This window comes from Azospira inquinata (assembly GCF_018905915.1).
In the GTDB taxonomy this organism is placed as follows: domain Bacteria; phylum Pseudomonadota; class Gammaproteobacteria; order Burkholderiales; family Rhodocyclaceae; genus Azospira; species Azospira inquinata.
Genome location: NZ_CP064782.1, coordinates 1,619,488 through 1,645,536, shown reverse-complemented (window position 1 = coordinate 1,645,536; position 26,049 = coordinate 1,619,488). Strand labels below are relative to the sequence as shown.

At 59.7% G+C, this 26,049-nt stretch carries 27 protein-coding genes; 9 read left to right on the top strand and 18 right to left on the bottom strand.

What is annotated here, in order from left to right; translation table 11 throughout:
* Position 1: 1 nt before the first annotated feature.
* Positions 2-907 carry a tRNA 2-thiocytidine(32) synthetase TtcA gene (gene ttcA, locus Azoinq_RS07500; protein ID WP_216130408.1) on the bottom strand — a complete coding sequence of 302 codons (906 nt, stop codon included), beginning with the start codon at positions 905-907 and terminating at the stop codon, positions 2-4.
* 70 nt (positions 908-977) lie between these two features.
* Entirely contained in the window at positions 978-1,727 is a 750-nt protein-coding gene (locus tag Azoinq_RS07495; protein WP_216130410.1) for a pteridine reductase, read from the bottom strand.
* A gap of 72 nt (positions 1,728-1,799) precedes the next feature.
* On the opposite strand from Azoinq_RS07495, the gene Azoinq_RS07490 reads away from it, so the two are divergent.
* Entirely contained in the window at positions 1,800-2,972 is a 1,173-nt protein-coding gene (locus Azoinq_RS07490) for a class I SAM-dependent methyltransferase (protein WP_216130413.1), read from the top strand.
* 90 nt (positions 2,973-3,062) lie between these two features.
* Here Azoinq_RS07490 and Azoinq_RS07485 read toward each other — a convergent pair whose 3' ends face one another.
* Positions 3,063-3,281: a hypothetical protein gene (locus Azoinq_RS07485; protein WP_216130415.1), complete on the bottom strand. Its 219-nt coding sequence runs from the start codon at positions 3,279-3,281 to the stop codon at positions 3,063-3,065.
* A gap of 168 nt (positions 3,282-3,449) precedes the next feature.
* Here Azoinq_RS07485 and Azoinq_RS07480 point away from each other — a divergent pair, with 168 nt between their 5' ends.
* Complete coding sequence (locus Azoinq_RS07480; RefSeq protein ID WP_216130417.1) at positions 3,450-3,659, top strand: YjfB family protein; 210 nt, start codon at positions 3,450-3,452, stop codon at positions 3,657-3,659.
* A gap of 164 nt (positions 3,660-3,823) precedes the next feature.
* On the opposite strand, the gene Azoinq_RS07475 is transcribed toward Azoinq_RS07480, so the two are convergent.
* Both Azoinq_RS07475 and Azoinq_RS07470 read right to left on the bottom strand, forming a co-directional pair.
* On the bottom strand, positions 3,824-4,627 hold the full coding sequence (locus Azoinq_RS07475; protein WP_216130419.1) for an alpha/beta hydrolase: 804 nt from the start codon (positions 4,625-4,627) through the stop codon (positions 3,824-3,826).
* Positions 4,627-5,241: a glutathione S-transferase N-terminal domain-containing protein gene (locus Azoinq_RS07470; protein WP_216130421.1), complete on the bottom strand. Its 615-nt coding sequence runs from the start codon at positions 5,239-5,241 to the stop codon at positions 4,627-4,629. The genes Azoinq_RS07475 and Azoinq_RS07470 overlap by 1 nt, the downstream gene beginning before the upstream one ends.
* A 160-nt stretch (positions 5,242-5,401) precedes the next feature.
* Here Azoinq_RS07470 and Azoinq_RS07465 point away from each other — a divergent pair, with 160 nt between their 5' ends.
* From Azoinq_RS07465 to Azoinq_RS07450, 4 genes are all read left to right on the top strand, one after another.
* The gene (locus tag Azoinq_RS07465) at positions 5,402-5,911 is read left to right on the top strand and encodes a DUF4124 domain-containing protein (protein WP_216130423.1); all 510 of its coding nucleotides are present in this window, start codon (positions 5,402-5,404) and stop codon (positions 5,909-5,911) included.
* 199 nt (positions 5,912-6,110) lie between these two features.
* Entirely contained in the window at positions 6,111-6,674 is a 564-nt protein-coding gene (gene ahpC, locus Azoinq_RS07460; protein WP_216130424.1) for an alkyl hydroperoxide reductase subunit C, read from the top strand.
* A 223-nt stretch (positions 6,675-6,897) separates the two neighbouring features.
* Complete coding sequence (ahpF, locus tag Azoinq_RS07455; protein WP_216130427.1) at positions 6,898-8,472, top strand: alkyl hydroperoxide reductase subunit F; 1,575 nt, start codon at positions 6,898-6,900, stop codon at positions 8,470-8,472.
* A 984-nt stretch (positions 8,473-9,456) separates the two neighbouring features.
* Entirely contained in the window at positions 9,457-9,756 is a 300-nt protein-coding gene (locus Azoinq_RS07450) for a hypothetical protein (RefSeq protein WP_216130429.1), read from the top strand.
* Between the two features lie 608 nt (positions 9,757-10,364).
* Here the strand turns inward: Azoinq_RS07450 and Azoinq_RS07445 are convergent.
* Positions 10,365-11,297 (bottom strand): LysR family transcriptional regulator, encoded by a 933-nt coding sequence (locus Azoinq_RS07445; RefSeq protein ID WP_216130432.1) that lies wholly within the window; start codon positions 11,295-11,297, stop codon positions 10,365-10,367.
* A 100-nt stretch (positions 11,298-11,397) separates the two neighbouring features.
* Here Azoinq_RS07445 and Azoinq_RS07440 point away from each other — a divergent pair, with 100 nt between their 5' ends.
* The 3 genes from Azoinq_RS07440 to Azoinq_RS07430 all read left to right on the top strand — a co-directional run bounded on the left by Azoinq_RS07440 (position 11,398) and on the right by Azoinq_RS07430 (position 14,122).
* Positions 11,398-11,994: an FMN-dependent NADH-azoreductase gene (locus tag Azoinq_RS07440; RefSeq protein WP_216130433.1), complete on the top strand. Its 597-nt coding sequence runs from the start codon at positions 11,398-11,400 to the stop codon at positions 11,992-11,994.
* Positions 11,995-12,164: 170 nt separating this feature from the next.
* Positions 12,165-13,034, top strand: a complete 870-nt coding sequence (locus tag Azoinq_RS07435) for a pirin family protein (RefSeq protein ID WP_216130435.1) — start codon at positions 12,165-12,167, stop codon at positions 13,032-13,034.
* Between the two features lie 143 nt (positions 13,035-13,177).
* Positions 13,178-14,122: a VTT domain-containing protein gene (locus Azoinq_RS07430; RefSeq protein ID WP_216130437.1), complete on the top strand. Its 945-nt coding sequence runs from the start codon at positions 13,178-13,180 to the stop codon at positions 14,120-14,122.
* 23 nt (positions 14,123-14,145) lie between these two features.
* Here the strand turns inward: Azoinq_RS07430 and Azoinq_RS07425 are convergent, their stop codons facing one another.
* The 12 genes from Azoinq_RS07425 to Azoinq_RS07365 form a co-directional block, all read right to left on the bottom strand.
* A complete protein-coding gene (locus tag Azoinq_RS07425; protein ID WP_216130439.1) occupies positions 14,146-14,784 on the bottom strand; it encodes a hypothetical protein in 639 nt (212 codons plus the stop codon).
* 285 nt (positions 14,785-15,069) lie between these two features.
* Complete coding sequence (locus Azoinq_RS07420) at positions 15,070-15,654, bottom strand: hypothetical protein (RefSeq protein WP_216130441.1); 585 nt, start codon at positions 15,652-15,654, stop codon at positions 15,070-15,072.
* A 24-nt stretch (positions 15,655-15,678) separates the two neighbouring features.
* Positions 15,679-16,209: a hypothetical protein gene (locus Azoinq_RS07415; RefSeq protein WP_216130443.1), complete on the bottom strand. Its 531-nt coding sequence runs from the start codon at positions 16,207-16,209 to the stop codon at positions 15,679-15,681.
* A 73-nt stretch (positions 16,210-16,282) separates the two neighbouring features.
* Positions 16,283-16,828, bottom strand: coding sequence for a hypothetical protein (locus tag Azoinq_RS07410; RefSeq protein WP_216130445.1), 546 nt, complete (start codon positions 16,826-16,828; stop codon positions 16,283-16,285).
* Between the two features lies 1 nt (position 16,829).
* Positions 16,830-17,480 carry a CHAP domain-containing protein gene (locus Azoinq_RS07405; RefSeq protein ID WP_216130447.1) on the bottom strand — a complete coding sequence of 217 codons (651 nt, stop codon included), beginning with the start codon at positions 17,478-17,480 and terminating at the stop codon, positions 16,830-16,832.
* Positions 17,481-18,070: 590 nt separating this feature from the next.
* The gene (locus Azoinq_RS07395; protein ID WP_216130451.1) at positions 18,071-18,568 is read right to left on the bottom strand and encodes a hypothetical protein; all 498 of its coding nucleotides are present in this window, start codon (positions 18,566-18,568) and stop codon (positions 18,071-18,073) included.
* Positions 18,549-19,466, bottom strand: a complete 918-nt coding sequence (locus tag Azoinq_RS07390; protein WP_216130453.1) for a glycoside hydrolase family 19 protein — start codon at positions 19,464-19,466, stop codon at positions 18,549-18,551. Before Azoinq_RS07390 ends, Azoinq_RS07395 begins: the two co-directional genes overlap by 20 nt.
* Entirely contained in the window at positions 19,447-22,317 is a 2,871-nt protein-coding gene (locus Azoinq_RS07385; RefSeq protein ID WP_216130455.1) for a type VI secretion system Vgr family protein, read from the bottom strand. Before Azoinq_RS07385 ends, Azoinq_RS07390 begins: the two co-directional genes overlap by 20 nt.
* A 194-nt stretch (positions 22,318-22,511) precedes the next feature.
* A complete protein-coding gene (locus Azoinq_RS07380) occupies positions 22,512-23,024 on the bottom strand; it encodes a glutaredoxin domain-containing protein (protein ID WP_216130457.1) in 513 nt (170 codons plus the stop codon).
* Positions 23,025-23,155: 131 nt separating this feature from the next.
* Positions 23,156-24,382: a multifunctional CCA addition/repair protein gene (locus Azoinq_RS07375; protein ID WP_216130459.1), complete on the bottom strand. Its 1,227-nt coding sequence runs from the start codon at positions 24,380-24,382 to the stop codon at positions 23,156-23,158.
* Between the two features lie 4 nt (positions 24,383-24,386).
* Positions 24,387-25,025, bottom strand: a complete 639-nt coding sequence (locus Azoinq_RS07370) for a glutathione S-transferase family protein (protein WP_216130461.1) — start codon at positions 25,023-25,025, stop codon at positions 24,387-24,389.
* A gap of 34 nt (positions 25,026-25,059) precedes the next feature.
* A complete protein-coding gene (locus tag Azoinq_RS07365; RefSeq protein ID WP_216130463.1) occupies positions 25,060-26,022 on the bottom strand; it encodes a complex I NDUFA9 subunit family protein in 963 nt (320 codons plus the stop codon).
* Between the last annotated feature and the right edge of the window lie 27 nt (positions 26,023-26,049).

Sequence of the window (26,049 nt, the reverse complement as noted above, 5' to 3'; positions counted from 1 at the left end):
ACTAGGGGGCGGCTACCACGGGTAGGGGGAAATTGTCGCCGTCTGTCGGCTCCCGGGCGGGGATTAGGGGGGGGAATTCGGGGGGATCGAAGACCGTGTCGCCGCCCTCGCTGCCTTCGGGCACGGTGCCGGCTTGCAGGCCCTGGAAGTCGTAAAGACGGGAATCGGCCAGGTGGGAGGGCACCACGTTTTGCAGGGCGTGGAACACCGCTTCGGTGCGGCCCGGATATTTCCGGTCCCACTCCAGCATCATTTCCCGCACCTTCTGGCGTTGCAGGTTGTCCTGGGAGCCGCACAGGTTGCAGGGGATGATGGGGAATTCCATGCCCCGGGCGTAGCGGGCAATGTCCGCTTCCGAAGCGTAGGCCAGGGGCCGGATGACGATGTGGGCGCCGTCATCGGTGACCAGTTTGGGAGGCATGGCCTTGAGCTTGCCGCCGAAGAGGAGATTGAGAAACAGGGTATGGACCATGTCGTCCCGGTGGTGGCCCAGGGCAATCTTGTTCGCACCCAGTTCCTTGGCGGTACGGTAGATGATGCCCCGGCGCAGGCGGGAGCAGAGGGAACAGGTGGTTTTGCCCTCGGGAATTTTTTCTTTGACGATGGAATAGGTGTCCTGCTCCACGATCCGGTATTCCACCCCCAGCTTATCGAAATAGGCGGGCAGAATGTCCGCCGGAAAGCCGGGCTGTTTCTGGTCCAGATTCATGGCAATGAGGCGGAATTTGATGGGAGCCCGGGCCTGAAGCAGGCGCAAGAGGTGGAGCAGGGTATGGGAATCCTTGCCACCGGACACGCAGACCAGCACCGTGTCCCCGTCTTCGATCATGTTGTAGTCGGCAATGGCTTTGCCGGTTTCGCGCAGCAGCCATTTTTCCAGGCGCTGCAAGGTATGGGATTGTTCCACGCTAAGTCCTTCCTGCCCCCCAGGGCAGCCATGATGCCGGGAGACTCCCGGCGTTACGCCACTTCAAACACTAGAGATGGGCCGTACGGCCCCCGTCCACATTGATTACCTGGCCGGTCACATAGCCCGCCCCGGCCAAGAGAAACAGCACGGTGCGGGCGATGTCCTCCGGCGCCCCTTCCCGCTTCAGGAGGGTGTCCGCCACAATGGCCTGGCGGGCATCCTGGTCAAATTCGGGCCCGTCAGGCCAGAGAATAGGCCCGGGAGCCACCCCATTGACCCGCACCGCCGGGGCCAGTTCCGCCGCCAAGGCCCGGGTCAGGGCCAGCAGACCGCCCTTGGCGGCGCAGTACAGGGGATAGCCGAGCAGGGGGCGTTCGGCATGGATATCGGTGATATTCACCACCGCCCCCCGGTGCTCCGCCAGATAAGGGGCCGCCGCCTGGGTAAGGAACAGGGGAGCCTTGAAATTACTGCCCACCAGATCGTCCCAGGCCGCCTCGTCAATGGTGCCCAAGGGGGTGGGGAAAAAGCTGGAGGCGTTATTCACCAGACCGTCCAGCCGGCCAAAGCGCTCCACCGTCAGCTGAATCAGGGTGGGCAGCCGGGCCGTGTCCCGCAGATCCACCTGGACGCAGAGGGTAGAACCGGGGCGCCGGGCTTCCAGCTCCTCCGCCAAAGCCCGCACCTCCCGGACCGCGGCCCGATAGTGGAGTACCACCGCCGCCCCGGCCCCGTGCACTTCCCGGGCGATAGCCGCCCCCACCCGCTTGGCGGCGCCGGTGACCAGCACCACCCGGTCTGTCAATTGATCATCCATGGCTTTTCCCTTGAGTTTGCGAATTTTAACGGATTGCTCCATGATCCGAGCCTTTCCCGCCCCACCCCTGCCATGGATTTACCCCTTCCCGATGCTGCCGCCCTCGCCCACAGCCAACGCTTAAGCACCTTCCTGGCGGAGGAAATCGCCCGGCAGGGCGGCTGGATGCCCTTCTCCCGCTACATGGAGCTGGCCCTCTACGCCCCGGGTCTGGGCTATTACACGGCGGGCGCCCGAAAATTCGGCGCCGCCGGGGACTTTGTCACCGCCCCCGAACTCACGCCCCTCTTCGCCCAGGCCCTGGCCACCCAGATTATTCCCATTCTGGAAGCCAGCGCCCCGGTGATCCTGGAGGCGGGAGCGGGCAGCGGCCGGCTGGCCGCCGACCTGCTCCTGGCCCTGGAAACCCAGGGCCACCTGCCGGACCAATACCTGATTCTGGAACTCTCCCCGGACCTCAAGGAGCGCCAGGCCGCCACCCTGGCCCAGGCCGCGCCCCATCTGGCGGACCGGGTACGCTGGCTGGAACGGCTGCCTGACACCTTCTCCGGCCTGGTGCTGGGCAACGAGGTGCTGGACGCCATGCCCGTGGAACTGGTGCGCTGGCAGGGAGAAACCGTGGCCCAGCAGGGGGTCACCTGGTCCCACACCGCCGGCTTCGCCTGGGCGGATCGCCCGGCCACCGGAGAACTGGCCCGGGTCGCCAAAAATCTGGCAGAGGAAGCGGGCCTCAGCCCCGAAGTCACCGCCACCGGCTACACCAGCGAAATCGGCCTGGCGGCCACCGCCTGGACTGCCGCCTGGGGCCCCATTCTCCAGCGGGGAGCCCTGCTCCTTCTGGACTACGGCTTTCCCCGCCGGGAGTTTTACCATCCCCAGCGCCACCAGGGCACCCTCATGTGCCACTACCGACATCAGGCCCATGGGGAGCCCTTCTCCTACCCGGGGCTCACGGACATCACCGCCCACGTGGATTTCACCGCCGTGGCGGAAGCCGGTTTCCAGGCGGGGCTGGAAGTGGCGGGCTACACCAGCCAGGGCCAGTTTCTCCTCAACTGCGGTCTCCTGGAACGGCTCGCCGCCCTGGACCCGGAACGGCCCGACTATTTCCGGGGCGCCGCCGCCGTACAAAAGCTGGTCCAGCCCCAGGAAATGGGGGAATTGTTCAAAGTCATCGCCCTCACCAAGGGCCTGACCACCCCCCTTCTGGGCTTTGCCCGGGGGGACCGGAGTCACACCCTGTAAGGCCCCCCAGCCACGCCATTAAAAAAGGCGCCAGCCCCGGAGGGCGGCGCCTTTTTTTGCGACCGGATCGGGGGCAACGCCCCCCGGGGCCTAATCTGCCAGCAGCCAGCGCTGCCGGGCCATTGCTTTGGCGGCAGCGGTCCGGGCCTCTTGCCGGGCATTCCCGTCTTCGACCCCATGTTCAGCCAGCCGGGGCAGGGCCATGGGCAGGGCTTCCACCGCCGCCAGGGAAGCCGTCCCACCCATCCCCGGCGCTTTCCGTGCCACGGTTTCCCGCTCGCCGGACGCCATATCCAGAATGATCATCATGATGGACTCCTTCCCGTTGAAAAACCCGCGAACTATTACTTTCGCCTAGTAAGAATAACGGATAGGGGCCCGGAAGGTTAAGGGAAATATATTTTTTGCCGCGGGCAACTTTTTTCCCGAAAGCCTTACTAAAATGAATACCCAACTACACTTTCCGGAGGTGACACCATGGACGTCAGCGGCATCGGCAGCATGGCCTCATCCTTATCCGACATTCAGGACGGCAACAGCCTGCAAGTGGCCGTGCTGAAGAAGGCCATGAACTCCCAGGAACAAAGCGCCATGCAGTTGCTGCAAGGTCTGCCGGACAGCGGCCAGACGACTAGCAGCACCAATCTGCCCGCCCACCTGGGTCAGAACGTGAATACCACGGCCTAAGCTAGGCCAGCGGCAAGTAAGGGGATGCGCCTTTCCGGCGGCACCCCTGCCCAAAAAAGCCCCGTCCATACGGGGCTTTTTTGGGCAGGGGTAGAAGCCCCCATTGGCCTAGGTAGGGGCCCGGGGGTCAGGGCAGGTAGCTCCCTGAACCACCGCCCCGGCGCTTACAGACCCTGTTCCTCGAGCCAGGTCCGGACCCGCTCCGCCACCTTGGCCCAGTCCCGTTCCAGCATCATGCCGTGGCCCAGGTCGGGGAAAATTTCCGCCCCCACCCCGTAAATCGCCCCCGTGGCCCGCACGTCGGAGGCCGGGATCAGGGCATCGTTTTCCGCCCCCAGAACCAGCATGGGGGGCCGGGACATGCGGAAAGTCTGGGGCAGATTGAAGAGGGTCATGTCCCACAGGGCCCGGCGGGATTCCCGCTGCATGTGCTGGAAGTAGCGGGTCATATCTTCCGAACTCACGGGCTGGGCAAAAAGGGCCTGACGCAGGGCGTCCGGTTCCACCATTTCCCCTTCCAGAATACGGTTTAAGTCCAGCATCAAGCTAGGCCGGGAGACGGCCAGAACCAGGGAGGAATTGAGCAGGCCCTGGGGCGGTACCGCGTTCATCAGCACCGCCGCGGGGGCTTCCGCCGTTTCCAGGTATTTCTGCACCACAAAGCCCCCCATGGAGTGGCCGATCAGCACCGGGGTTTCATCCAGTTCCGCCACCACCCGGCGCACGTCTTCCACGTAATCGTGGATGCTCCACCAGTCCAGGTTGTCCGCCCCCCAGCTGGTGCCGTGGCCGCGCAGGGAAAGGGCGTAGGCGCTGTAACCCTGGTCGGCGAAATAGGGGAGGAAATGTTCTTCCCAGCACCAGGCGCCGGTGTAGGCGCCATGGACGAACAGCAGGGGACGGCTGTGCCGGGGACGGGAGGGGAGATGGGAGAGGACTTCTAGGGTTTCTGTGCTTCGTGTGTCCATTAGGGTACCTGCATGCCGCGCTGGACCGCCGGGCGTTGGCCGATGGCGGTGTACCAACGTCGGACGTTGGGATAGTTGTCTAAGTCTGCATTGTGCCACTCATGGCGGGCAACCCAGGGATAAGTGGCCATATCGGCGATGGAATAGTCCCCCGCCAGATACTCCACCCGGGCCAGACGCTGGTCCAGCACCCGGTACAGACGGGCAGTTTCCTGGGTGTAGCGGTCCACCGCGTAGGGCACGGGCTCCGGGGCGAAACGGAGGAAATGGTGGGCCTGGCCGAACATGGGCCCCACCCCACCCATCTGGAACATCAGCCATTCCAGGGCCAGATAGCGCTCCGCCCCGGTTTCCGGGAGAAACTGGCCGGTCTTGTCCGCCAGATAAAGCAGAATGGCCCCGGACTCGAACAGGGTCAGGGATTCCCCCTCCGGCCCGTCCGGGTCCACAATGGCCGGGATTTTGTTGTTGGGGTTGATGGCCAGAAATTCCGGGCTCAGCTGTTCTCCCCGGGTAATATCCACGGGCTTCACCCCGTAGGCCAGGCCGCACTCCTCCAGCATAATGGAAACCTTCTGGCCGTTGGGGGTACCCCAGGTATAAAGAATGATCATCGCCGCCTCCGCGTCAGTGCTGGGTTCCCGGGTCCGGCCCGGGCGCTCGGCCAGTGTGGCCCCTGCCTGTTACATTCTTTGACATCTGGGCCCCTGCCCGGTCCCGGCCGCCCTGCTATGATGGTCCCATAGTTTGTCCGGTGTTTCAGGAGCCTTAGTCATGACCCCCTTTTCCTCCCATTCGTTCCGTTTTTCCCTCCTGCTGCTGGCCACCGCCTGCCTCAGCCTGCCCGCCGGGGCCGGCACCCTCTACAAACAGGTGGATAAGGACGGCCACATCGTTTTCAGCGACAAGCCCCAGAAGGGCATGAAATCCCTGGGCACCATCCAGACCCAGGACGATGCCCCGGTGAACCGCTCCGCCCTGCGTCAGGAGGAAAAGACCCTGAATCAGGAATCCTCCCAGGCCAAGCGCCAACTCAATGAAACGGTGGCCAAGCGCAACGCGGCCTACAACCGGCTGCGTCAGGCGGAAGATGCCCTGACGGCGGCCAAGGCGGCCAAGGCCAGCGGCCAGGACCCCCTGCCCGGAGAACGCCAGGGCACGGCCACGGGAGGCAGCCGCCTGCTGCCCGCCTACGACGAGCGCCAGCAGAGCCTGGAAAAGGCCGTGGATGCGGCCCAGAAGGCCCGGGACCAGGCCCAGCAGGAATGGAACGACGTGCGCTAAGTCCCTGCCCTTTTCCCTCCCCCAACCCCGGTCCCCCACCGGGGTTTATTAGGCCATTCCGATAGCGATCAACTATTATAAAAATACAAACAATCAATTAGATTAATTACCCCGCTCCTCCTAAGATTCAGTCCATGGATGCAGTTGATCCTGACTTTAACCCCCCGGGGAAACCCCCCTTATTCTTAGGAGTGACGCCATGTCCCTGATCAATACCGAGATCAAGCCTTTCCAAGCCACCGCCTTCCACAATGGCAAATTCGTGCCCGTCAGCGACGCTGACCTGAAGGGCAAGTGGTCCGTGGTCTTCTTCTACCCCGCCGACTTCACCTTCGTCTGCCCCACGGAACTGGGCGACCTGGCGGACAACTATGCCGAATTCCAGAAGCTGGGCGTGGAAATCTACTCAGTCTCCACGGACACCCACTTCACCCACAAGGCCTGGCACGACACCTCCGACACCATCCAGAAAATCACCTACCCCATGGTGGGGGACCCCACCGGCGTGCTGAGCCGCAATTTCGCCGTGATGATCGAAGAAGAAGGCCTGGCCCAACGGGGCACCTTCGTCATCAATCCGGAAGGCAAGATCAAGGTGGTGGAAGAGCACGACGGCGGTATTGGCCGGGACGCCAAGGAACTGCTGCGCAAGGTGCAGGCCGCCCAGTACATCGCCGCCCACCCGGGTGAAGTCTGCCCCGCCAAGTGGACCCCGGGGGACGCTACCCTGGCCCCCTCCCTGGATCTGGTGGGCAAACTCTAAGGTCCCTTCCGGTACCGGGCCGGCACCGGGGCGGGGAACGAAGCTCCCCCTTCCTCCTCCGCCCCCGCTGGTCCGGTGCCCGAGGGGAGCCCGGGGTTTAAGCCCCGGCTTCCCCCTCCCTGAGGGGAGGCACAGGACGGCCCGCCACGGCGGTCCGCCCCCTGCCCCTCCCACACTCCCATCCCTACCCCGCTGGACACTACCGTCCGGCCAGGAGACCGCCATGCTCGACGCCAACCTGAAAACCCAATTGACCGCCTACCTGGGCAAAATTACCCAGCCCATCGACCTCATCCCGGCCCTGGACGAGAGCCCAGCCTCCGGGGAAATGCAGGGCCTGCTGCAAGAGCTGGCGGCCCTGTCCCCTCTGGTGCGCCTGCAAGCCCCGACCCCGGCGGAAGTGGCCGTGCGCCGCCCCTCCTTTGCCGTGGCCCGGGCCGGAGAAGCCCCCCGTATCCGCTTCTCCGGCATTCCCCTGGGCCATGAATTCACCTCCCTGGTCCTGGCCCTGCTCCAGACCGGGGGCCATCCTCCCAAGCTCACCCCGGCCCAGATCGCCCAAATTCGCGCCATTCCCGGCCCCCTCCACTTCGAGACCTTTGTCTCCCTGACCTGCCACAACTGCCCGGACGTGGTTCAGGCCTTGAACACCCTGGCCGTGCTCAATCCCCAGATCCAGGCGGAAATGGTGGAAGGGGGCCTGAATCAGGCGGAGGTGGCCGAGCGCCGCATCATGGGCGTGCCCGCCCTCTTCCTCAACGGCCAGCCCTTCGGCCAGGGCCGCATGGAGCTGGAAGAAATTCTGGACAAGCTGGACAGCGGCGCCGCCGCCCGCAAAGCGGAAGCCCTGTCGGAAACGGCGCCCTACGACGTGCTGGTGGTGGGGGGCGGCCCAGCGGGAGCGGCAGCGGCCATCTACGCCGCCCGCAAGGGCATCCGCACCGGGGTGGTGGCGGAACGCTTCGGCGGCCAGGTGCTGGACACCCTGGCCATCGAAAACTTCATCTCCGTCCCCGCCACGGAAGGCCCCAAGCTGGCCGCCGCCCTGGAAAACCACGTGCTCAGTTACGGGGTGGAAGTGACCAATCTGCAACGGGCCGCGGCCCTGGAACCCGCCGGACCTGACGACCTGGCCCGGGTGCGTCTGGCCAGCGGCGGGGAACTCAAGGCCAAGACCGTGATCCTGGCCACCGGCGCCCGCTGGCGGGAAATGAATGTGCCCGGGGAACAGGAATACCGGACCAAGGGAGTGGCCTACTGCCCCCACTGCGACGGCCCCCTGTTCAAGGGCAAGCGGGTGGCGGTGATCGGCGGCGGCAATTCCGGGGTGGAAGCGGCCATCGACCTGGCGGGCATCGTCGCCCAGGTGACCCTGCTGGAATTCGGCGACCAGCTCCGAGCCGACGCCGTGCTCCAGACCAAGCTCCGCAGCCTAGCCAACGTCACCGTCATCACCGGCGCCCAGACCACCGCCGTCACCGGGGACGGCCAGCAGGTCACGGGTCTGGATTACCGCCAGCGGGCGGATGGCACGGCCCATCATCTGGACCTGGAAGGCATCTTCGTCCAGATCGGCCTCCTGCCCAACACGGACTGGCTCCGGGGCACCCTGGACCTGAGCGACCGGGGTGAAATCGTGGTGGATAGCCGGGGCCAGACCTCCCTACCCGGCATCTTCGCCGCCGGAGACTGCACCACCGTGCCCTACAAGCAGATCATCATCGCCATGGGGGAAGGGGCTAAGGCCAGCCTGGGGGCCTTTGACCACCTGATTCGGAGCGGTGGCGCCGGGGCCTGAGGCGGTCAGCTTTTGACGCTGGAGTATTGGAAACGCCCGCTGCCGGGAGACCGGGGCGGGCGTTGGGTTTTGGGGTGGGGGCTGTTGGCCCCTTTTCACCCCCCTTGGGAAGCTTGGTAGCGAGCCTACCTGCAAGCTTCGAGTCCCTACTTCATCCGTACCTCTTGCGCTCACGCGCTCGGAACGGCTGTTTTCCGCCGTGGACCGGCGGGCATACTTTTCTTGTAACCCCACAAGAAAAGTAGCCAAAAGAACGGGGTCCCCACCCCCGGCCCTACGGGCTCCCCTGCGCTGCTCAGCCGGTCGGGGCGGCTGCCGGGGTTGGCAAATACGTCGGGCCTACGGCCCTCAAACAGTCCTCGCCGACTTCCCCCCGCCCGTCCTCCGCTGCTCGGCGGGGGTGAAGGGATTTAACATGGGGCCCGCGTTGTCGTTATATCTGCCTCCTTTTGACTTGACCTTTGTAAAAGCCATAGTATCGCGGCCATGCAATCTGTATACACACAAACGAAGTAGACATCTGATTGGGCGTCTCTTTCACGTTAGGCGTCGTTACAAAAGGTTACGGAGTACCTAAGCCTGTCTATGTACCGACACCCCGTCGGCGCCTATTAGGGAGATTTGAATGCCAAGCGTGGACAGCGTAAGACCAGCCATCTGGGACAAAAAGACGGTTATCGATTTGTACGATAACGGCAAGTATTCCGCTATTTGGGGAAGTCGCGAGGGCAAACCTCGAAGCCTTGGAGTGCGGTGGAATGGCGATGGACAGAACGTCGGATACCCAAATCAGGGGCGGAACCCTGTTTGGTACAGCGAACCTGACTTCTTGGAACACTCAATCCTGACGCGGCTCCTTGAAAGCGCCAAATTGCTTTCGGGCCATCCCAGAAGACAAGAATTTATCGAAAACATACTGAAGGCATTGTCCGAATGCCGATCGCTAGAACCGACACGGTTTTCCAACCAAGAGGGAGCTGCTTAATGAAAAGGCTATTTGCCATTCCGGTTGTTCTGTTCCTTGTGGCCTGCGGCGTCTCAAAGGTAGAAGGAACGTATTCCAGCAACATGACCGGTGTCACCGAACAGAAGATGAGTTTCACATTTAAGAAGGATGGAACTGCCCGCATGTCGATTGGGGGTACTGCGCTTCCGATGGAAATGCCATACGAAGTGAACGGCAAGACCATCAAAGTCACGGGCCAGAATGGCGACATCGTCTTTACCGTCTTAGACGATGGTGATTTGCTAACGGAAGGGATGCGGCTGAAAAAGGAAATGTAAGATTGGGACGGCGATGCCTAACCCTGCAATGCACCGGACCTTACTGAAAGGTCCGCCAATACTTTCTACGGGTCGTATCGCTGGTGAGCTGGCAGAAACTCAGTATTTAAAGCTGCGTCTAGGTGTTCACCGTGAATATCCCCTGTTTGTCGCCGAGCAACGGAGCTTGCGGCGGGAAAAGGGCGAGGACTGTAGGCCCGTAGGGCCGAGTTCCGCAGCCCCCGCCGCAAGCGAGTAGCGCAGGGTACCCCGTAGGGGCGACAAACCGGGGGCGCTTTCTTTTGGCTACTTTTCTTGGCAAGACAAGAAAAGTACGTCCGCCGGTCAGCGGCGGAACACAGCGGAAACCCAACCACCCGCGCTAGAGGCATAAGCCCGAGCTTCTAATACCGAAGAAGCCAGGCTCACGCCCCGCCGTTACCACCCCTTGAACTCAGCATTCTATCCACAACGGCGTGGTGCTGGCCCCGCACAAGGGCCTACACCCTTGTGGGCATACCCCATGGGTTTGAATCGTCGCGGTAAATCGACCCTCGTCACCGGAGCAAGTTCTGGCATCGGTCCCCGTATTGCCAGGGTTCTCGCCCAGGAAGGGGGCGCCAGGCCCTTTAACTCACCCCGGTGTCGGAAGCCCCGCCCCCCAGTGCGGCGGACAGCATGTCCACAAAGGCCCGGGTTTTGGCGGGCATCAGGCGCCGGCCGGGGAATACGGCCCAGGCGGCCAGGGAGGGGAGTTGCCAATCGGGCAGCACCCGGCGCAGTTCCCCCCGGCGCACGGCAAAGGCGGCGAAGCAGTCGGGCACGGCGGCGATGCCTGCCCCGGCCACCGCCAGCTTGATCAGCAATTCGGGCTGGTTGGCCATGGCCCGGCCCGGGGGTACCCCGGTCCAGTCTTCCGTTTTGTCCCCAGCCCGGCGGCTTAAGTGCCAGGGCCGGGGGCTGCCGTCCCGGGCCAGCAGGCGCAGGGCCTGATGGTCCATGAGGGCTTCGGGCCGTTCCGGGTCTCCCTGTTCCGCCAGATAGGCGGGAGCCGCGTAAAGACCGTAGGTGAAGGTGGCCAAGCGCCGGGCTGCCAGCAGGCCGTCATCCGGCAGATCCCCCATGCGCACCGCCAGATCAAAGTTTTCCCCGAGCAAATCCACCCGCCGGGGGGAGAGATCCAGCTCCAGGGATACGGCCGGGTGGAGGGCGACAAAGGCAGCCAGCATCTCCGGCAGCAGCACGGTGGCCACGTCGCTGGGCATGGAAACCCGCAGGCGGCCACTGGGCCGGGCCCGGCGGAATTCGCTCAAGGCCGCCACCGCTTCCACCTCCGCCGCCACCTGACGGCCGTGTTCCAGGAGACTTTCCCCGAACTCGGTCAGGCGCAGGCGGCGGGTGGTACGGATCAGCAGCTGTTCCCCCAGGCGCTCCTCCAGCCCAGCAATGCGCCGGGACACGGTGGATTTGGGCAGGCCCAGCCGTTCCGCGCCTTTGCTGAAACTGCCTGCTTCCACCACCCGGGCGAAGATAAGCAGGTCGTTGGGGTCTAATTGATCCATAGGTGGAACAATCTTATCCGATTCATGGGCTTCCGGTAAGAATTCTGGACGATTAAAGTCACTCCATCGCTTCTCCCTTTCCACCGCTAAAGGAATTGCCATGAATCTCCTGCAAATCAATGCCAGCGCCCGGGTCGACGGCGCCAACTCCACCAAGGTAGCCAACGATGTGACCGCCCGCCTGGTGGCCCTCCACCCGGACGCCAAGGTGACCGTGCGCAATCTGGCCACCGATCCCCATCCCGTGCTGGACAAGGACGCCCTGGGCGCCCTGTTCACCCCCGCCGAAAAACGCACGGCGGAACAGGCCGCCCGGGTGGCCCTAGACGACGCCCTGATCGCCCAGCTGCAAGCCACGGACGTGCTGGTGCTGGGGGTCCCCATGTACAACTTCGGCATTCCGGTCCAGCTCAAGACCTGGATTGACGCCGTGTGCCGGGCCAACGTGACCTTCCGCTACACCGCCGCCGGCGCCGAAGGTTTGGTCAAGGGCAAGAAAGTTTATGTGGCCCTGGCCCGGGGCGGTCTCTACCGGGATACCCCGGCGGATTCCCAAGTGCCTTACCTGAAGGCCGTGCTGGGCTTCCTGGGCATGACCGACGTTACCTTCATCTACGCGGAAGGCCTGAACATGGGCCCGGACGCCGCCGCCCAGGGCTTTGCCAACGCGGCCAAGGAAATCGCCGCCCTGGCTTAAACCCACCGGGCCACGGAAGAAGGCCGACCACGGTCTTCCGGCGAGGGGCCAAGCCCCCGCCCCCGTCGCCCTAACGCTCCGCCGGGATCATTCCCGGCCCCGGGCAGCCGCCTCCCCCTCCCAACCCCAACGAGAACCGGCTGCCCGATTTTTTTATCCAGGAGATGGCCATGACCCCTCAAGTGAATGCCCCCCAACCCCAACAGCCTCGCCGGGTGGAACGCCTGGTGCGCGGGCGGGTCACCTCCGATGGCGCCGGGGTCAAACTGACCCGGGTGCTGGGCCAGGACCTGCAACGCCGCCTGGACCCTTTTTTGATGCTGGACGCCTTTGGCAGCGACCAGCCCGACGACTACATCGCTGGTTTTCCCGACCATCCCCACCGGGGCTTTGAAACGGTGACCTACATGATCGCCGGACGCATGGCCCACGCGGACAGCGCCGGCCATCACGGCCTGCTGGAAAACGGCGGAGTGCAATGGATGACCGCCGGACGGGGCGTCATCCACTCCGAACTGCCCCAGCAGGAAGAAGGGGTCATGGAGGGCTTCCAGCTCTGGCTCAACCTGCCCGCCCAGGACAAGCTCTGCCCCCCCTGGTATCAGGATTTCCCCGCCGCCGCCCTGCCCCGCTGCACTACTGCCGCGGGGGTGGAAGTCACGGTGATCGCCGGGGAATGCCTGGGGGTCACCGGGGCCGTCACCCGGGCCGCCACCGCCCCCCTCTACCTGGACCTGCATCTGCCCGCCGGAGCCAGCTTTCATCTACCCCTGGACCCGGGCCACAACGCCGCCCTCTACCCCTATCGGGGCAGCGTCCAGGTGGGGGAAACCCTGGTGCCCAGCGCCCATCTGGCCCTCCTGGAAACCCAACCAGAACGGGACGGCATCGCCTTCACCGCCCCGGAAGCCGCTCGGGTACTGGTTCTGGCCGGTCGCCCCCTGAACGAGCCCATCGCCCAGTACGGCCCCTTTGTGATGAACACGGAACAGGAAATCTACCAAGCCCTGAACGACTACCGGGAAGGACGCCTGGGCTAGGAAGACGGCAGGGGGAAGGAATTCCGCGTTAGGATGGCCCTTTGTTGGTGGGGCATTCAGCTAGCCCTGACAGCGGCCCTAACGCCCCCCGGTTAGCCCTCCCAGCCTCCACCCCCACGGACTTTCCCCAACAGGCCCCGACCATGGACACCCTCCTCGCCCTCTTTGACCAACATGCCCTGGCGGTGGTCTTTTTTGGGGTGCTCATCGAGCAGGCGGGGGCGCCCCTGCCAGCCCTGCCCATCCTGTTGCTGGCCGGAGCCCAGGGGGTGGCAGACGGGGTATTCGCGGTTCAGGCCCTGGTTCTGGCCACCCTGGCCTCCCTGGCAGCAGACGGTGTCTGGTTCGGCGCCGGGCGGCGCTGGGGGCGGGCCATCCTCAGCCTCCTCTGCCGGGTCTCCATTTCCCCGGACAGCTGCGTGCGCCAGAGCGAAGTCAGTTTTTCCCGGCGCGGTGTCGCCACCCTGGTAATCGCCAAATTCGTCCCCGGGCTTTCCACCCTGGCCCCGCCCCTGGCCGGCGCCCTGGGCCTTTCCTGGCGCAACTTCCTGCTCTTCAATCTGGCAGGCACCGCTCTCTGGGCCGGTAGCGGCCTGGCGGCCGGCATGGTCTTCCACGGCCAAATCGACGCCCTGCTGGGCCTCTTGGAACGTCTGGGGAATGTGGCCCTGCCTGCCGTAGCCGCTGCCGTGGTCCTTTACGTGGCCGCCCGCCTCTGGCGCCGGGCCTGGGAAGCCCGGGCTGCCGCCCGCCTGCCCCGCATGGCGGTGAGCGAACTCTCCCAACTGCTGGAGGCCGGGCAAAGCGTATTGGTGGTAGATGTGCGCCCCGCCTCCCCCCAACTCCCCTTAGGCCCCCGCATCCCCGGCGCCCGCCACGTGGACCTGGCCACCCTGGCCCAGACCAGCCACCAGGACTGGCCCCGGGACATCCCCATCGTCACCTACTGCGCCTGCCCCCGAGACGCCTCCGCCGCCAAAGCCGCCCGCCTGCTCCAGCAAAAAGGCATCATTGCACAAGTGCTGAAAGGCGGTATCGACGGCTGGAGTGAGGCGGGGTTACCCCTGGAAACTAAGGCGACAAATTGAATCCGCGTGTTAGCGAAAAAATATTAGGGGGAGAATTTATCATCGAAGGGAGCGGCAGCTTTACAAAATATATTTTCTAAAATATCTGTCGTATCTCCTACTACCGGCGGTTTTATTTTTCTCCTAACAACGACTATCCGTCCGGACCTTGCGCCTAATCCATAAACAGAAATAAATCCTGGCTTATAATCAATTGCATACAATCCATCAAACCCGGACCCAACCTTAGGCCCTTGATAGGATCTAAGAATATTTTTTATCTTCGAGATCGATTCTTTATTTCCCGCAACTACAGACTTGACCATATCAACCGTTATTTCAATTGGAATTTTTTTCCTCGCAAAAACAGCAATTCCATTCCCTGCACGCTTTTCCCAGCAAGGCGCCGGTTCACTATCAGAATCAAGATAATTTTTATAGTATCGTGTATCCCAGAATCCGCCATTTAAGTCTATCGCCACAACATAAAATCCCCTTTCCCCAGCAAACACAAATGGCGAAAGCAACAGAATTAACAATATAAAATATTTCATACGCTCGCCCAACTTTCTACATATATTTTGAGTATTTTCTCTTCTAGGCTGAGGCTGTCCCGCAAGGTCGTAGGAGAAATCCTTCAATTCGCTGGAAACGAGCAACGGATACTGGTGGTAGATATACACCCAGCTTCCGCCCAACTCACCCCTCTCGGCCGCCCCATCCCGGGGACTCGCTACGTGGAACTAGCCGTCCTCGTCTAATGCACCGGCAGTGACCCAGGGACATTCCCATCGTCCCCTACTGCGCCCTACCCCCACGGCACCTCCGCCACCAAATCTGCCCGCCCGCTCCAGCAAAAAGGCATCACTGCACGAGTGCTGAAAGGTGGTATCGACGGCTGGAGTGAGGCGGGGTTACCCCTGGAAACTAAGGCGACGAATTGAATCCAAGTGTTAGCGAGGAAAATATCAGGGTGAAAATTTATCATCAAAGGGAGCAGCAGCCGCACAAAATATATTATTTAGTAATCCAACAGGGAATCCGTTTGCTACGGGCTTCAACGCTCTATTTACCACTTTTATCCTGCCAGACCGAGCGCCAAATCCATACACTCTTATCATTTCATGAGTATGCTCAATAGCATACAATCCGTCATAGCCAGAAATAACTTTTTCATCGGTATAGCTCCGGAGTATATTCTTAAGTCTATTAATAGAATCTTTGTTCCCCGATAACGCTAATCTTACAATATCGCCATTTATTTCTGAAGGAACTTTTTTCCTTGAAAAAAAATCAATTCCATTCCCTGCCCTCTTATCCCAACAAGGGAAATCTTCATTACTAGAATTGAGGTAATTTTTATAATATGGTGTATCCCAAAATCCTCCGCTTAAATCTATTGCAACAACGTAATATCCTCTTTCCCCAGACAGGGAAATAGAACTAATACACAGCAATAACACGGCAATTACATACCTCACACATCCTCCTAAAGAAAGGCTACTTAAGTAGCCATCACGCAGCTGTCCTTTAGAGTGAAGCAGCGTTACCACTGCAAGTCACCCCATGCAAAAAAATCACGGCTGATAGTCTTCATCAAACGCGGCAGATGCTTTGCATATCAAATAGTCGAATCTCGGCATACTCGTATTTTTATTATACGGAACAGAAATTGCTCCGGAAACAGGCCCATATGCATAAATTCTGTTACCACTTTTGTTTATTATAATAACCCCATCAAACCCTTGAGACACCAAGTCATCCTTATATCCACGAAGCCTTTCCCTTAATATTTTTAGTGCCCGCTGGCTTGATCCATCAACCACCTCTTTAGCCGAAGCTCCGTCAATACCACGCACAGGCTTTTTATAATAAGCCACATCAATACCTCCTCCCGAACGTTTATTCCAGCACTTATCTTTTTCTCGCCCCCAAAAATTCTCTCTATAATTATAAAATTGGCTATCGTGAAAACCATTTACCGACAAATCATAAAACACTATGCGATAGCCTCGTTCTCCAGAGAAAGCGAATAAGGAAATAGAAAATAGAACCAATATCTCACACAAGCTCTTAACAAGCCTTTTGCTCAAAATCGCATCAAACATGATTTTCTAACATAAAAAACCAACGGACGGCATTATTAGTAATTGTGTAGTTCGTCGAGCACTTAAGGATCCATTATTTGATTTTCTTTGCAACATCCAATGCGCACCTTGACAAATATGGATCATACCCTATAACCCGCACCAGCTTTCCATTTTTCTTTTTAAAAGAAACATTAATAGCCGGAATACCATTTTCATCGCATAATTTTCTTAGTCTCATTGGCGGCATAAATATTATTTCTGCCACTAATTTCCCTTTCGGGAAGACTTCATATACATCATGATTATATGCATATGGATCCGGATTAATTTTCTTCGATATTTTTTTTGGCCCAATAAATGACATATCTGAGCTAATTGATATTAAGCATAGCGCAGAGCGCTTCATTTTACTTAAAGGGTACCCTGCTGATGAATCATCCCCAAGCTCATAATAATAATCCGGAACGTTAAGAATTTTTGACGAAGCAAGCACTTTATCAATGTCACATTTCCCGTCACTAGAAAACATTATTTTTTTTATACCAATATATTCATCATACGAAAGCAACTCAGAAGCATCTTGCGCAAACGCATCAACCCAATAAAATATAAAAAATATTACGTATAAATATCTCATGCTACTCAGTCCTCAAAGTATCCCCGCCATTCCGCCCAAACAAAAGTTCTCTTAGTTTATTTATAGGTACCGGAGATCCAAGATCCCCGCCCTTAGCCAAAACACTTTCGGCATATTTCAAATAGGATGCGGGCACAAAATATCCAAGTTTCTCGTAGTGCAAAATGGCATCGTAAACCGCGGCATCGCCATTAATCGTTATCGCATCTCCTTGGTTGCCCCCTAAAACAGCAATATCTCCTTTTTCTATTTTATTGTACACAAATGCCACATGCCCTTTTTTTGGCTCTTTAGGATTTTTGTACACAACCAACGCACCATATACGGGGCTATCAATTTTCACGAACTTTTTACTATGAACAGGAAACCTAGAACTTGCACTCAACTCATACTCATAATTAGCACTTTTTAGGCAATAATTGGCAAACGAAGCACACCACGCGGTATTCCCTAAAGAGGCATTTTTTATTCCAACCCCTACTTCTTTATGATAATTAATTGGGATCACACCAATAGGGGTAGCCCCCCCTTTCTTTTCTGCTTTCTTTTTCTTCTCAAGGAAGGCTCTCTGGCTCTCGAAATAACCTGCCCATTTTTTTGCCTCCGCTACGGCAACTTCCATCCATGGAGCTCTTTTTTGGTCAGCTACCATTTCCTTTTTCCCTCCTTGCTCCTCGCTGGCGTTGTAGGGGCTGGAGTGCTCTGGGGTGAGGGCTTAGATGCCGGAGGTGGCACCGCGATAGAAACTGCAGCATTTCTCGAGGTAGGAATAATAATCCGTTGACCGGAGTAAATCCGATTAAGGTCTTTGAGATATTTGGCGCTGTTAATTTTCTCCGCACTGACTTTGAAGATTTTTCCAATCTTCCCCAGGGTGTCTCCAGGCTGAACGACGTATTGGGCATCCACTCGGTCACCAGACGATGCCATATGGCTCGGGGTATGGCGATCCGTTTCGCCCTGGGCTATGTCGGCATCCATTACCCAAAAATAGTTTTTTTAATTATTGGAAGAAGCACCTCCCAATATCAAAGAAATAATATTACCAGACCATTTTTTTGATTTTTTTTGGATATGCTACGCATCCCATATACACCACCATCAGAGTCCTTCCCAATTAACGCGTACAACCCATACAGTGACTTCGGAGTAGAGGCACACCAAAATGCGTGGCGTCTCAACGGAAAAAAGGTAGTCCAAACGTAGCCGACAAAACCTTTCTTAGAAACATGGGGCACACACCTATTGGGGATCGGTAGAGCACCCTAATGAGGATAGAGCCTCCACGTTAGACGCCTTTGTGGATTTATTTATTTTTACCCGCATCGAAAGCTCTTCGCTATTATTACAGTAATCAAAGCCATTAGGCTTAAGCTTTACATAAAAGTAGTGACTTGATATCACTCCTTTAGTCTCTTCTTCCAAAAACTCAAACACTGCATATGTGACGCCATTATGAAAAATAATTTTCGGAGGAAATATCCCGTTGCAGTTTGAATAATCTTGGTCGTCATCATCATCGAATATAATAATGTTAACGCGCTTCATATCCTCACCTTCTATATAACATGAAGGTACTCTTTTTTTATCCTGAAAATATTGCACAAAATCCGGTGTTTTTAATTTTCCGTCGACTATTACTGCCGGAATTTTTTTTTGTATTTCCACCGCAAGTGAAGATGTGCTAAATAAAAAAAGCATTAAATTTAAAACAATTAGGTTATTTGATTTTTTTTTCATTTTCTTTGATGTAATTATTTGCAATATCCACCATTTGCTCTGGAGCCAAACCAAATGCGCGCTTTGTATAAGGCTTATTCTCTGTAAGTTTTAAAAATCTCGAATAGCCAATGACCGCGTTTTTGTTGTCTTTGTTAGTCCCGCTAGTCTTTTTTGAATTGTCGTGCCAATAGCCCCATGCAAAGCAGCTTCTAGCATTAGGGTATTCTGAACTATCAACAATGCTATATTCTTTCGTGGATAGTGCAGTATCCGCAACATCAGGAAGATATTCCCTTAGTGGCTGTAATGTTTTGCACACATCAAGGCCTATAGTTCTAGCAGCTTTTTGTAAAATTAACAAACGGTCATTATACCCATTAAGGCCGCCGTTTATTTTTAATGTAATTGCAATAAAATCATTAGCGTCAGCTAATGAATTTATATTTGTACTTTTTGCTAATGTCCAAAACCAACCCGCCGAATCGGTTGCAAGCCCTGGCGACTCTAGCTTGACTTTATTGTTACCCGTTAAATCAATCCCCAAGTAATTACCATAATCAACATACGACTTCTTATAAGTTAATTGTATTAGCCCACGCCCCTTGTATCCATCATAAACGTCATTTTCATTCTGATTTTTTTTAAGCACTTCTGCTGTGAACTGCAACCTACCAGATTCATGACCAATTTGGGCTAAAAAATGAGCTTTCCTCATGCACGTATCTATCCCATATTTTTGCATTGTTTCATTTATGCTTTTTATGAAGATCGCCACTCTTTTCTTACTTTGCTCTGAATAAATGGAAGATAATTCTTCCAGAGTTAGCTCTCTATTACATGCACATATTATTACAGCGTCTTTTGTTTTTGTATGATCTTTGTCTGTTCTTTCTTTCTCAATTGGAGTCATCATCATAAAACCTTTCCGTTCGTTCTTTAATGTCATCTGTATCTGTTGATTTCGGATAGATCTGCTCCAAAAAAAAACTTAAATTTTTCTCTGCGTATATCCTTTTTGTCATGCCCTCATTGTCTGTCTTCCCTACATATTCCAGCCCCGTTTTGCTGTACATTTTATATGGCATATTCTTTTGAATTTCACCAAGTTTGTTCTTTATCTTGAATTGCACACTATAGGCGTGGGTTGTTTTAAACCACGGCAAGGGATAACCCAAGTTTGTTGGTCCGGTAAGCAAATAATTCCCCGCCTTGAAACTTGAACTTCCAGGACAATGGATATCAATGTTGCCTCCCTTGATGCGGATATACCCCCCTCCACAGGCCAGAAGAATTTCTTCTTTTGCTGCCACAACGACCCGATTCTTACAGGAAGTAATGGTGACATCCTTATCCGCCGTAATTTCCAAAGCATCGCTCTGAGCCTGCACCTGGACCTTGCCCTTGGCCGCAATAAGCTTGAGGGCGATCTGATCTTTCACTCCGGCGACGAAGAGGCTGATGTGTTGGCCCACGTTGTGGAGCCAGCGGCGGCCCGAGGTTTGTTGGGTGTCCCGTTGGGCGATCAGGTCCAGGTTGGTGCCGGCACTCACCGTGGCGCTCTGTTCCGTGCCGGCAGCCAGGCCCCCGGGGGCGGAGAGGATCATGAGGGGCTGGCGCCCGGTCTGGTCCTGGGCGGTTTTCCCTTCCGGGTCCGTGTTGCTGCCCCCTTCCCAGGCTTTCAAGGCGCTGACCTGGTGGTGCAGGTGGCCCGTGGGGGTTTTGCTGGCCTTGGCGTTGTTGGGCTGAATTTGTTCCGGGCCCGTTTCCACCGTATCCGCTAGCTGATGGGTGGCGTTTTCGCCCAGGGCCTGGCTTAGGGCCAGGGCGCTTTCCAGTTGGTGCTGGATGCCGCTCCGGGCCAGTTGTTTGCCGCCAGCGTTGGCCTGGGTTTCGGTGCTGAGGAGCAGGCCCTGGCCCGCCCTTAGGGCGCCTTGCCGGTCGGTGCGCAGTTCAAAGCCATCTCCCCGGGGCGTGGCTTTGCCCTCGGTCCGGGGATGGGTGAGGAAGCCCTGGTTGAGCTGGGTTTTGCCGTGTTCGCTGGAGAGTTTGGCCCGCACTTCCCCCGGGGTGTCGTCGAAGAGCAGTTCGTTGTATTGGCCCCCCTGGTGTTCCTTACTCTTGATGCCGGAGAGGGTTTTGTTGGCGGGGAGGGTGCCGGCGCCGCTGAAGGTGGGGGGAAGGTGGCTGCCGTTATAGAGCACCCCGGTGATGAGGGGCCGGTCAATGTCCCCTTCCAGGAAGTCCACCAGCACTTCCTGGCCGATGCGGGGAATGAACTGGTGGCCCCAGGCGGCCCCGGCGCTGGGCATGGCGACCCGGAGCCAGCAGCTGGAGGTGTCGTCCCGATTGGCCCCCACGGTGGGGTGTTCGTCGGGCCGTTGCCAGTGGAACTGGACCTTGATGCGGCCCTGGGCGTCCGTATGCACTTCTTCCCCCGAGGGGCCCACCACGGTGGCGGTCTGGGCGCCCCGGGCCGTGGGTTTGGCCTGGTCGCTGTGGGCATAGGCCGGGGTGAGGGGGAGGCCCCGGCGCTGGGCGGTGAGGTGGGTCTGGAAGGGCTGGGCTTCTGTGGGGGAGAGGCTCCCGGCGCCTGAGGTGCCGGCGGTGGGGCTGGTCAGGGCGCTTTGCCCCAAAAGGCTGGGGGGCAGTTGCTGGGCCAGTTCTCCGGGCAGGTTGTTCCTGGCCGCGAACTGTTGCCGGGTAACCACGAATTCCCGCTGGTCGCTGCCCTTCCCGTCCAGGGCCGGGTGGTCGTCCAGGCGGAACCATTGACCCGCCAGAAGGCCCCGCACCGTGCCCTGGCCGGTGAAGGCCTTGGCGCTCCGGTCATGGGCCTGTTGGCGCAGGCGGGCGTAGCGTTCCAGCTGATCCGGGTCTTGGGCGTAGTAGAGGCTTTGGGGGTCGTAGTCTTCCAGGGTGGTGCCGGCGGCCTGGCCGTCTTTTCCCTGTTCCACGTGGCTCCCATCCCCTCCTTGCAGGGTGGTGACAGGCTGGTAGTCGAAGCTGGCCAGGCTCACTTTGCTGGAGACCACCTGGCGCTGGCTTTCCCAGTGGCTGAGGCCGTCTTCTTGCTCCGTGGCGTCGCTGCGGTGGAAGCGTACCCGCTCCAGGGGGGCGGCCGGGACCGCATAGGGATCGTCGAAGGCCACCAGGGTGACGTGGGGCGTACCTTCCTGGCTATGGTCAAAGCGCCAGGCCAATCCTTCTTCGTGGAGCAGGCGGACGATGAAGTCGTAGTCGGTCTCCCGGTACTGGAGACAGTAGCTGCGGGGGGAGAGGGGCTGGGTCAGGTGGAAGTCCAGCTGTTGCTGGGCGGCAAAGACCGGGTTGGCGGCCCGGTGTTCGTCCAGGATCTGGCGGATGATGGCGTCTGGGGTGAGGTCCTGGAAGACCCGGCTGGTGTGGCGGAGCTTGAGCAGGGCCAGGGGCGGTTCCAGGGTCAGGGCATAGCGGGCGAAGCCCCCGTCACTGGCCAGGGCTTCGGCACCGCTGACCACGCCGCAGCGCACCACCGGGGCCCCATCCTGGCCTTCCACCGTCAGGGCGGCGGCTAAGCCCAGGAGGCTTTTGAGTTCCAGACCCACGTCCGGGGACAGGCATTCCACCCGGTAGCGGTAGGACTGGGAGAGACCTTCTTCCCCTTCCAGAGCGTGGGGTAACAGCCGTTCCGACCAGACTTGGCCATCCCCCAGTTGCAACCCGAACTGCCGCCCCGCCTGCAAATACCCGCTTCCGTAACTCTCCAATAGCTCCGCCAGGGATTTCATACCAACATACCAATTGCATGAAAGGCGGCATTGTAACCTGCCCCTTATGGCATGGGAATAATGTGACTTTCGTCACATATTGTTAGGAATACAGCCTTCCCCAAGGAAAACGCCAAGCTTCAATCCGGCAAAAATAGCGCAGAAAAAATGGCCAAAGGCATCCGGCCCATCGCTTTTCGGCTTTTGGGGGAGCCTCAGCGCCCAAACAACGCGTCGTAGGAGGCCGGGGAATAACCTCGGATTTGCTGGCCGCCGGCGACCAGGAGGGGGATGCCCCGCCCCCCGCCTGCTCGGGCGAAATCGGCGGCGCCGCTGGGGGATTCCACGTCCACTTCCCGGTAGGCGATGCCGTGGCTGCCCAAATAGGCTTTGGCCTGGCGGCAGTAGCCGCACCAGACGGCGGAATAGAGGGTAACGGCCCCGATCCGGGAACGGGCGCTGGGGGAGGAGGGGTTGGCGGTGGCCCCCGGGGAGTAGCTTAGGGTGGGGTTCCCGGTGGATAGGGGCTTGGCTTTGGCGTTGCCCGGCGGGTGGTCCGTGTAGGTCACCCGGCCGTCCGGTCCCACGGTTTTATAGAGGGCCTGGGCCGGGGCGGTGCCCCAGAGAAGGGCCAGACCGGCGGCCAGCAGCCAGGTAAGCCACACCGGGCGGCGGCGGCGTTGAGATTTGCCCTGATCCATGGCCCGCTCCTTTTTTGGGAGGGCCACGGGGGAATCCTCGCGGCCCAAGGAGCAATTTAACACGGTGGCGAGGCGGCTAGAAACAGACTCCGCCGCCCCCGCTTTGCCGGGGCAATGGGGCACCCTCCGGCTCATCCCATAGGGCTCGGGCAGCCCCTTCAGGCCGGAAAGTCGGCCAGGGCCTGGCTCACCGCCGCCACCCGGGCCCGGTGCAGGTGTTCCGGGATCTGCCGAGGATCGGGGCAGGCCTTGGCGATGGCAGCCGCATCCACGGTCTGGACGGCGGCCAAGGCGTGGCGCAGCCGATCGGGAGACGGATAGGGACGGGTGGGCCAATCCCCGCCCCGGCCCAGGAAATCACAGGTGCAGGCGGCCAGGAGCTGGTCAAAGCGCTGGGGACGGCGCAGGGCATCGGCCTGCTCCAGGAGTTTCACCAGGGTGGTGGCCTTCAGGTCGGCCACCCGATGCACATCGCTGTGGTAGCGGGCCACCAGCCGGGCCAGATCCCGGCAGTCCGTGGGCACCCGCAGGCGGGCGCAGACCCCTTCCAGCAGCTCCAGACTACGGGCTTCGTGGCCGATGTGCCGGGGCAGGATGTCCGCCGGGGTGGTGCCCTTGCCCAGGTCGTGGGTCAGGGCGGCAAAGCGCACGGGCAGGGGTTCGCCCCGGGCGGCGGCGGTATCCAGCACCAGCTCCAGATGGACCCCCGTATCCACTTCCGGGTGATAGTCGGCCCGCTGGGGCACCCCGTAGAGCCGGTCCACCTCGGGCAGCAGCCGGGCCAGGGCGCCGCACTGGCGCAGCACCTGGATCATGCGGGACGGCCGGGCTTCCATGAGGCCCTTGGCCAGCTCCTGCCAGACCCGTTCCGGCACCAGATGATCCACTTCCCCATTGGCCACCATGGTGCCCATGAGGGCGAAGGTTTCCGGGGCCACGGAAAATTCCGTGAAGCGGGCGGCAAAGCGGGCCAGGCGCAGAATGCGCACCGGGTCTTCCACAAAGGCCGGGCCCACATGGCGCAGCACCCGGGCCTTCAGGTCGGCCAGACCGCCGTAGGGATCGATATAGGTGCCGTCCGGGGCCTGGGCGATGGCGTTGATGGTCAGGTCCCGGCGGGCCAGGTCCTCTTCCAGAGTGACGTCCGGGTCGGCGTGGAAGGCGAAGCCGTGGTAGCCCCGGCCCGTCTTGCGCTCCGTGCGGGCCAGGGCGTATTCCTCATGGCTAGTGGGGTGGAGAAACACGGGAAAATCCTTGCCCACGGGCCGGTAGCCCGCCGCCAGCATTTGTTCCGGGGTTGCCCCCACCACTACGAAATCCCGGTCCTGAACGGGTAGACCGAGCAGGCCGTCCCGGACGGCGCCCCCCACAATGTAGATATCCACCCGGTCAGGCTCCTTCCGCCTGGGCGGCGGCCGCCCATTCCTGCATGGCCGGCAGGGCCAGAAGGGCATCCCGGTAGGTCGCCGCCACCGGGGGCAATTCCACCCCATAGGTCTGGAAGCGGAAGGCCACGGGGGCAAACATGGCGTCGGCCACGGAAAAGGCGCCGAAGAGGAAGGGGCCGTTGGCCGCCTGGCCAAATTCCTGCCGGCAGCCGGTCCAGATCTCCACCACCCGGGCCACATCCTTCAAAGCCTCCGGGTCCCGGCCCTGTCCGGGGAGGCGGGCCCCCACGTCCATGCCCATGTGGGTGCGCAGGGCGGGAAAGCCGGAATGCATTTCCGCGCTCACGGAACGGGCCCGAGCCCGGGCAGCCCGGTCTTCCGGCCACAGGGGCAGCCAGCGGTCCGCCGCCAGTTCGGCCACATATTCACAGATGGCCAGGGAATCCCAGACCCGGGTCGCCCCGTCCATAAGCAGGGGCACCTTGCCCGAGGGGGAATAACGGCGGATTTGTTCTCCCGTATCGGCCTGGCGCAGGCGTACCGGGAGTTCCTCAAAGGGAATGCCCGCCTGTTTGAGCAGCAGCCAGGGTCGCAAAGACCAGGAAGAAAACTTCTTGTCGCCGATAACCAGCTTAAGCATGGGGTTCTCCGTTCCGGTGGCAGGGGCAGGCGGCCTAGCGGCGCGCCCGGTAGCGATAGCTGTCCAGCTTGGCGTGGCCCACGTGGGGATTCAGATAGGCCGGACCCACCGCCTCCAGGGCCGTGGGCAGCCACCCGGCGGGAGCCCGGTCCCGGCCTTCCGCCACGTTATCCACCTGGAGGGAACGCAGGTTGTCCGGGGACATGAGGGGCCGGGGCGCTAGGGCCATAAGCCCGGCCTGGAGGTAGGCCACAAGTTCCGGCAGACGCACCACGGGCCGGGGGTAACCGGTCACCTTGCCCACGTATTCCACCAGCTGGCGCAGGGTGTAAATCTGGGGACCGCAAAGGTCGAAACTGCGGCCATAGCTGGCCGGATCTTCCAGGCTGTCCACGAAGGCCCGGGCCACATCTTCCACAAATACGGGCTGGAAGCGGGCAAAGGGATAGCCCAGGGGGAACAGGGGCGCCTTGCGCAGCAGACGGGCGAAGGTGGTGAGGAAGGAATCCCCCTGGCCGAAAATCACCGAAGGCCGGAAGACGGTCACCTCCAGGTCGTCCTTGGCGGCCAGCACCACCGCCTCCCCTTCTCCCTTGGAGCGCAGGTATTCGGAGGGCCCCTGGGGATCGGCCTTCAGGGCGCTCATGTGCAGCAGACGGCGCACCCCGGCCTGTTTCATGGCCGCCACCACCTTCTTGGGCAGGGCCACATGGGCTCGGGCAAAGGCTTTGCCGTAGGGCTGGGCGCTGTCGCTATGGAGAATCCCCACCAGATTGATAACTGCGTCCTGGCCTTTGACCAGGGACAGGAGCACTCCCGGGTCGTTGATGTCCGCCTCCACCAGATGCACCCCGGGCAAAGGCAGGAGATCCCGGGAGCGTTCCAGACGGCGGGTGGGAATGGTGATCCGCAGACCACCCTGGTTGGACAGGAGGTGGGCAATATGCCCGCCGACGAAACCGCTACCGCCCAACAAGAGAATATTTTTCAGCGCCATGGCTTTCCTCTGACAGTTACGGGTAGT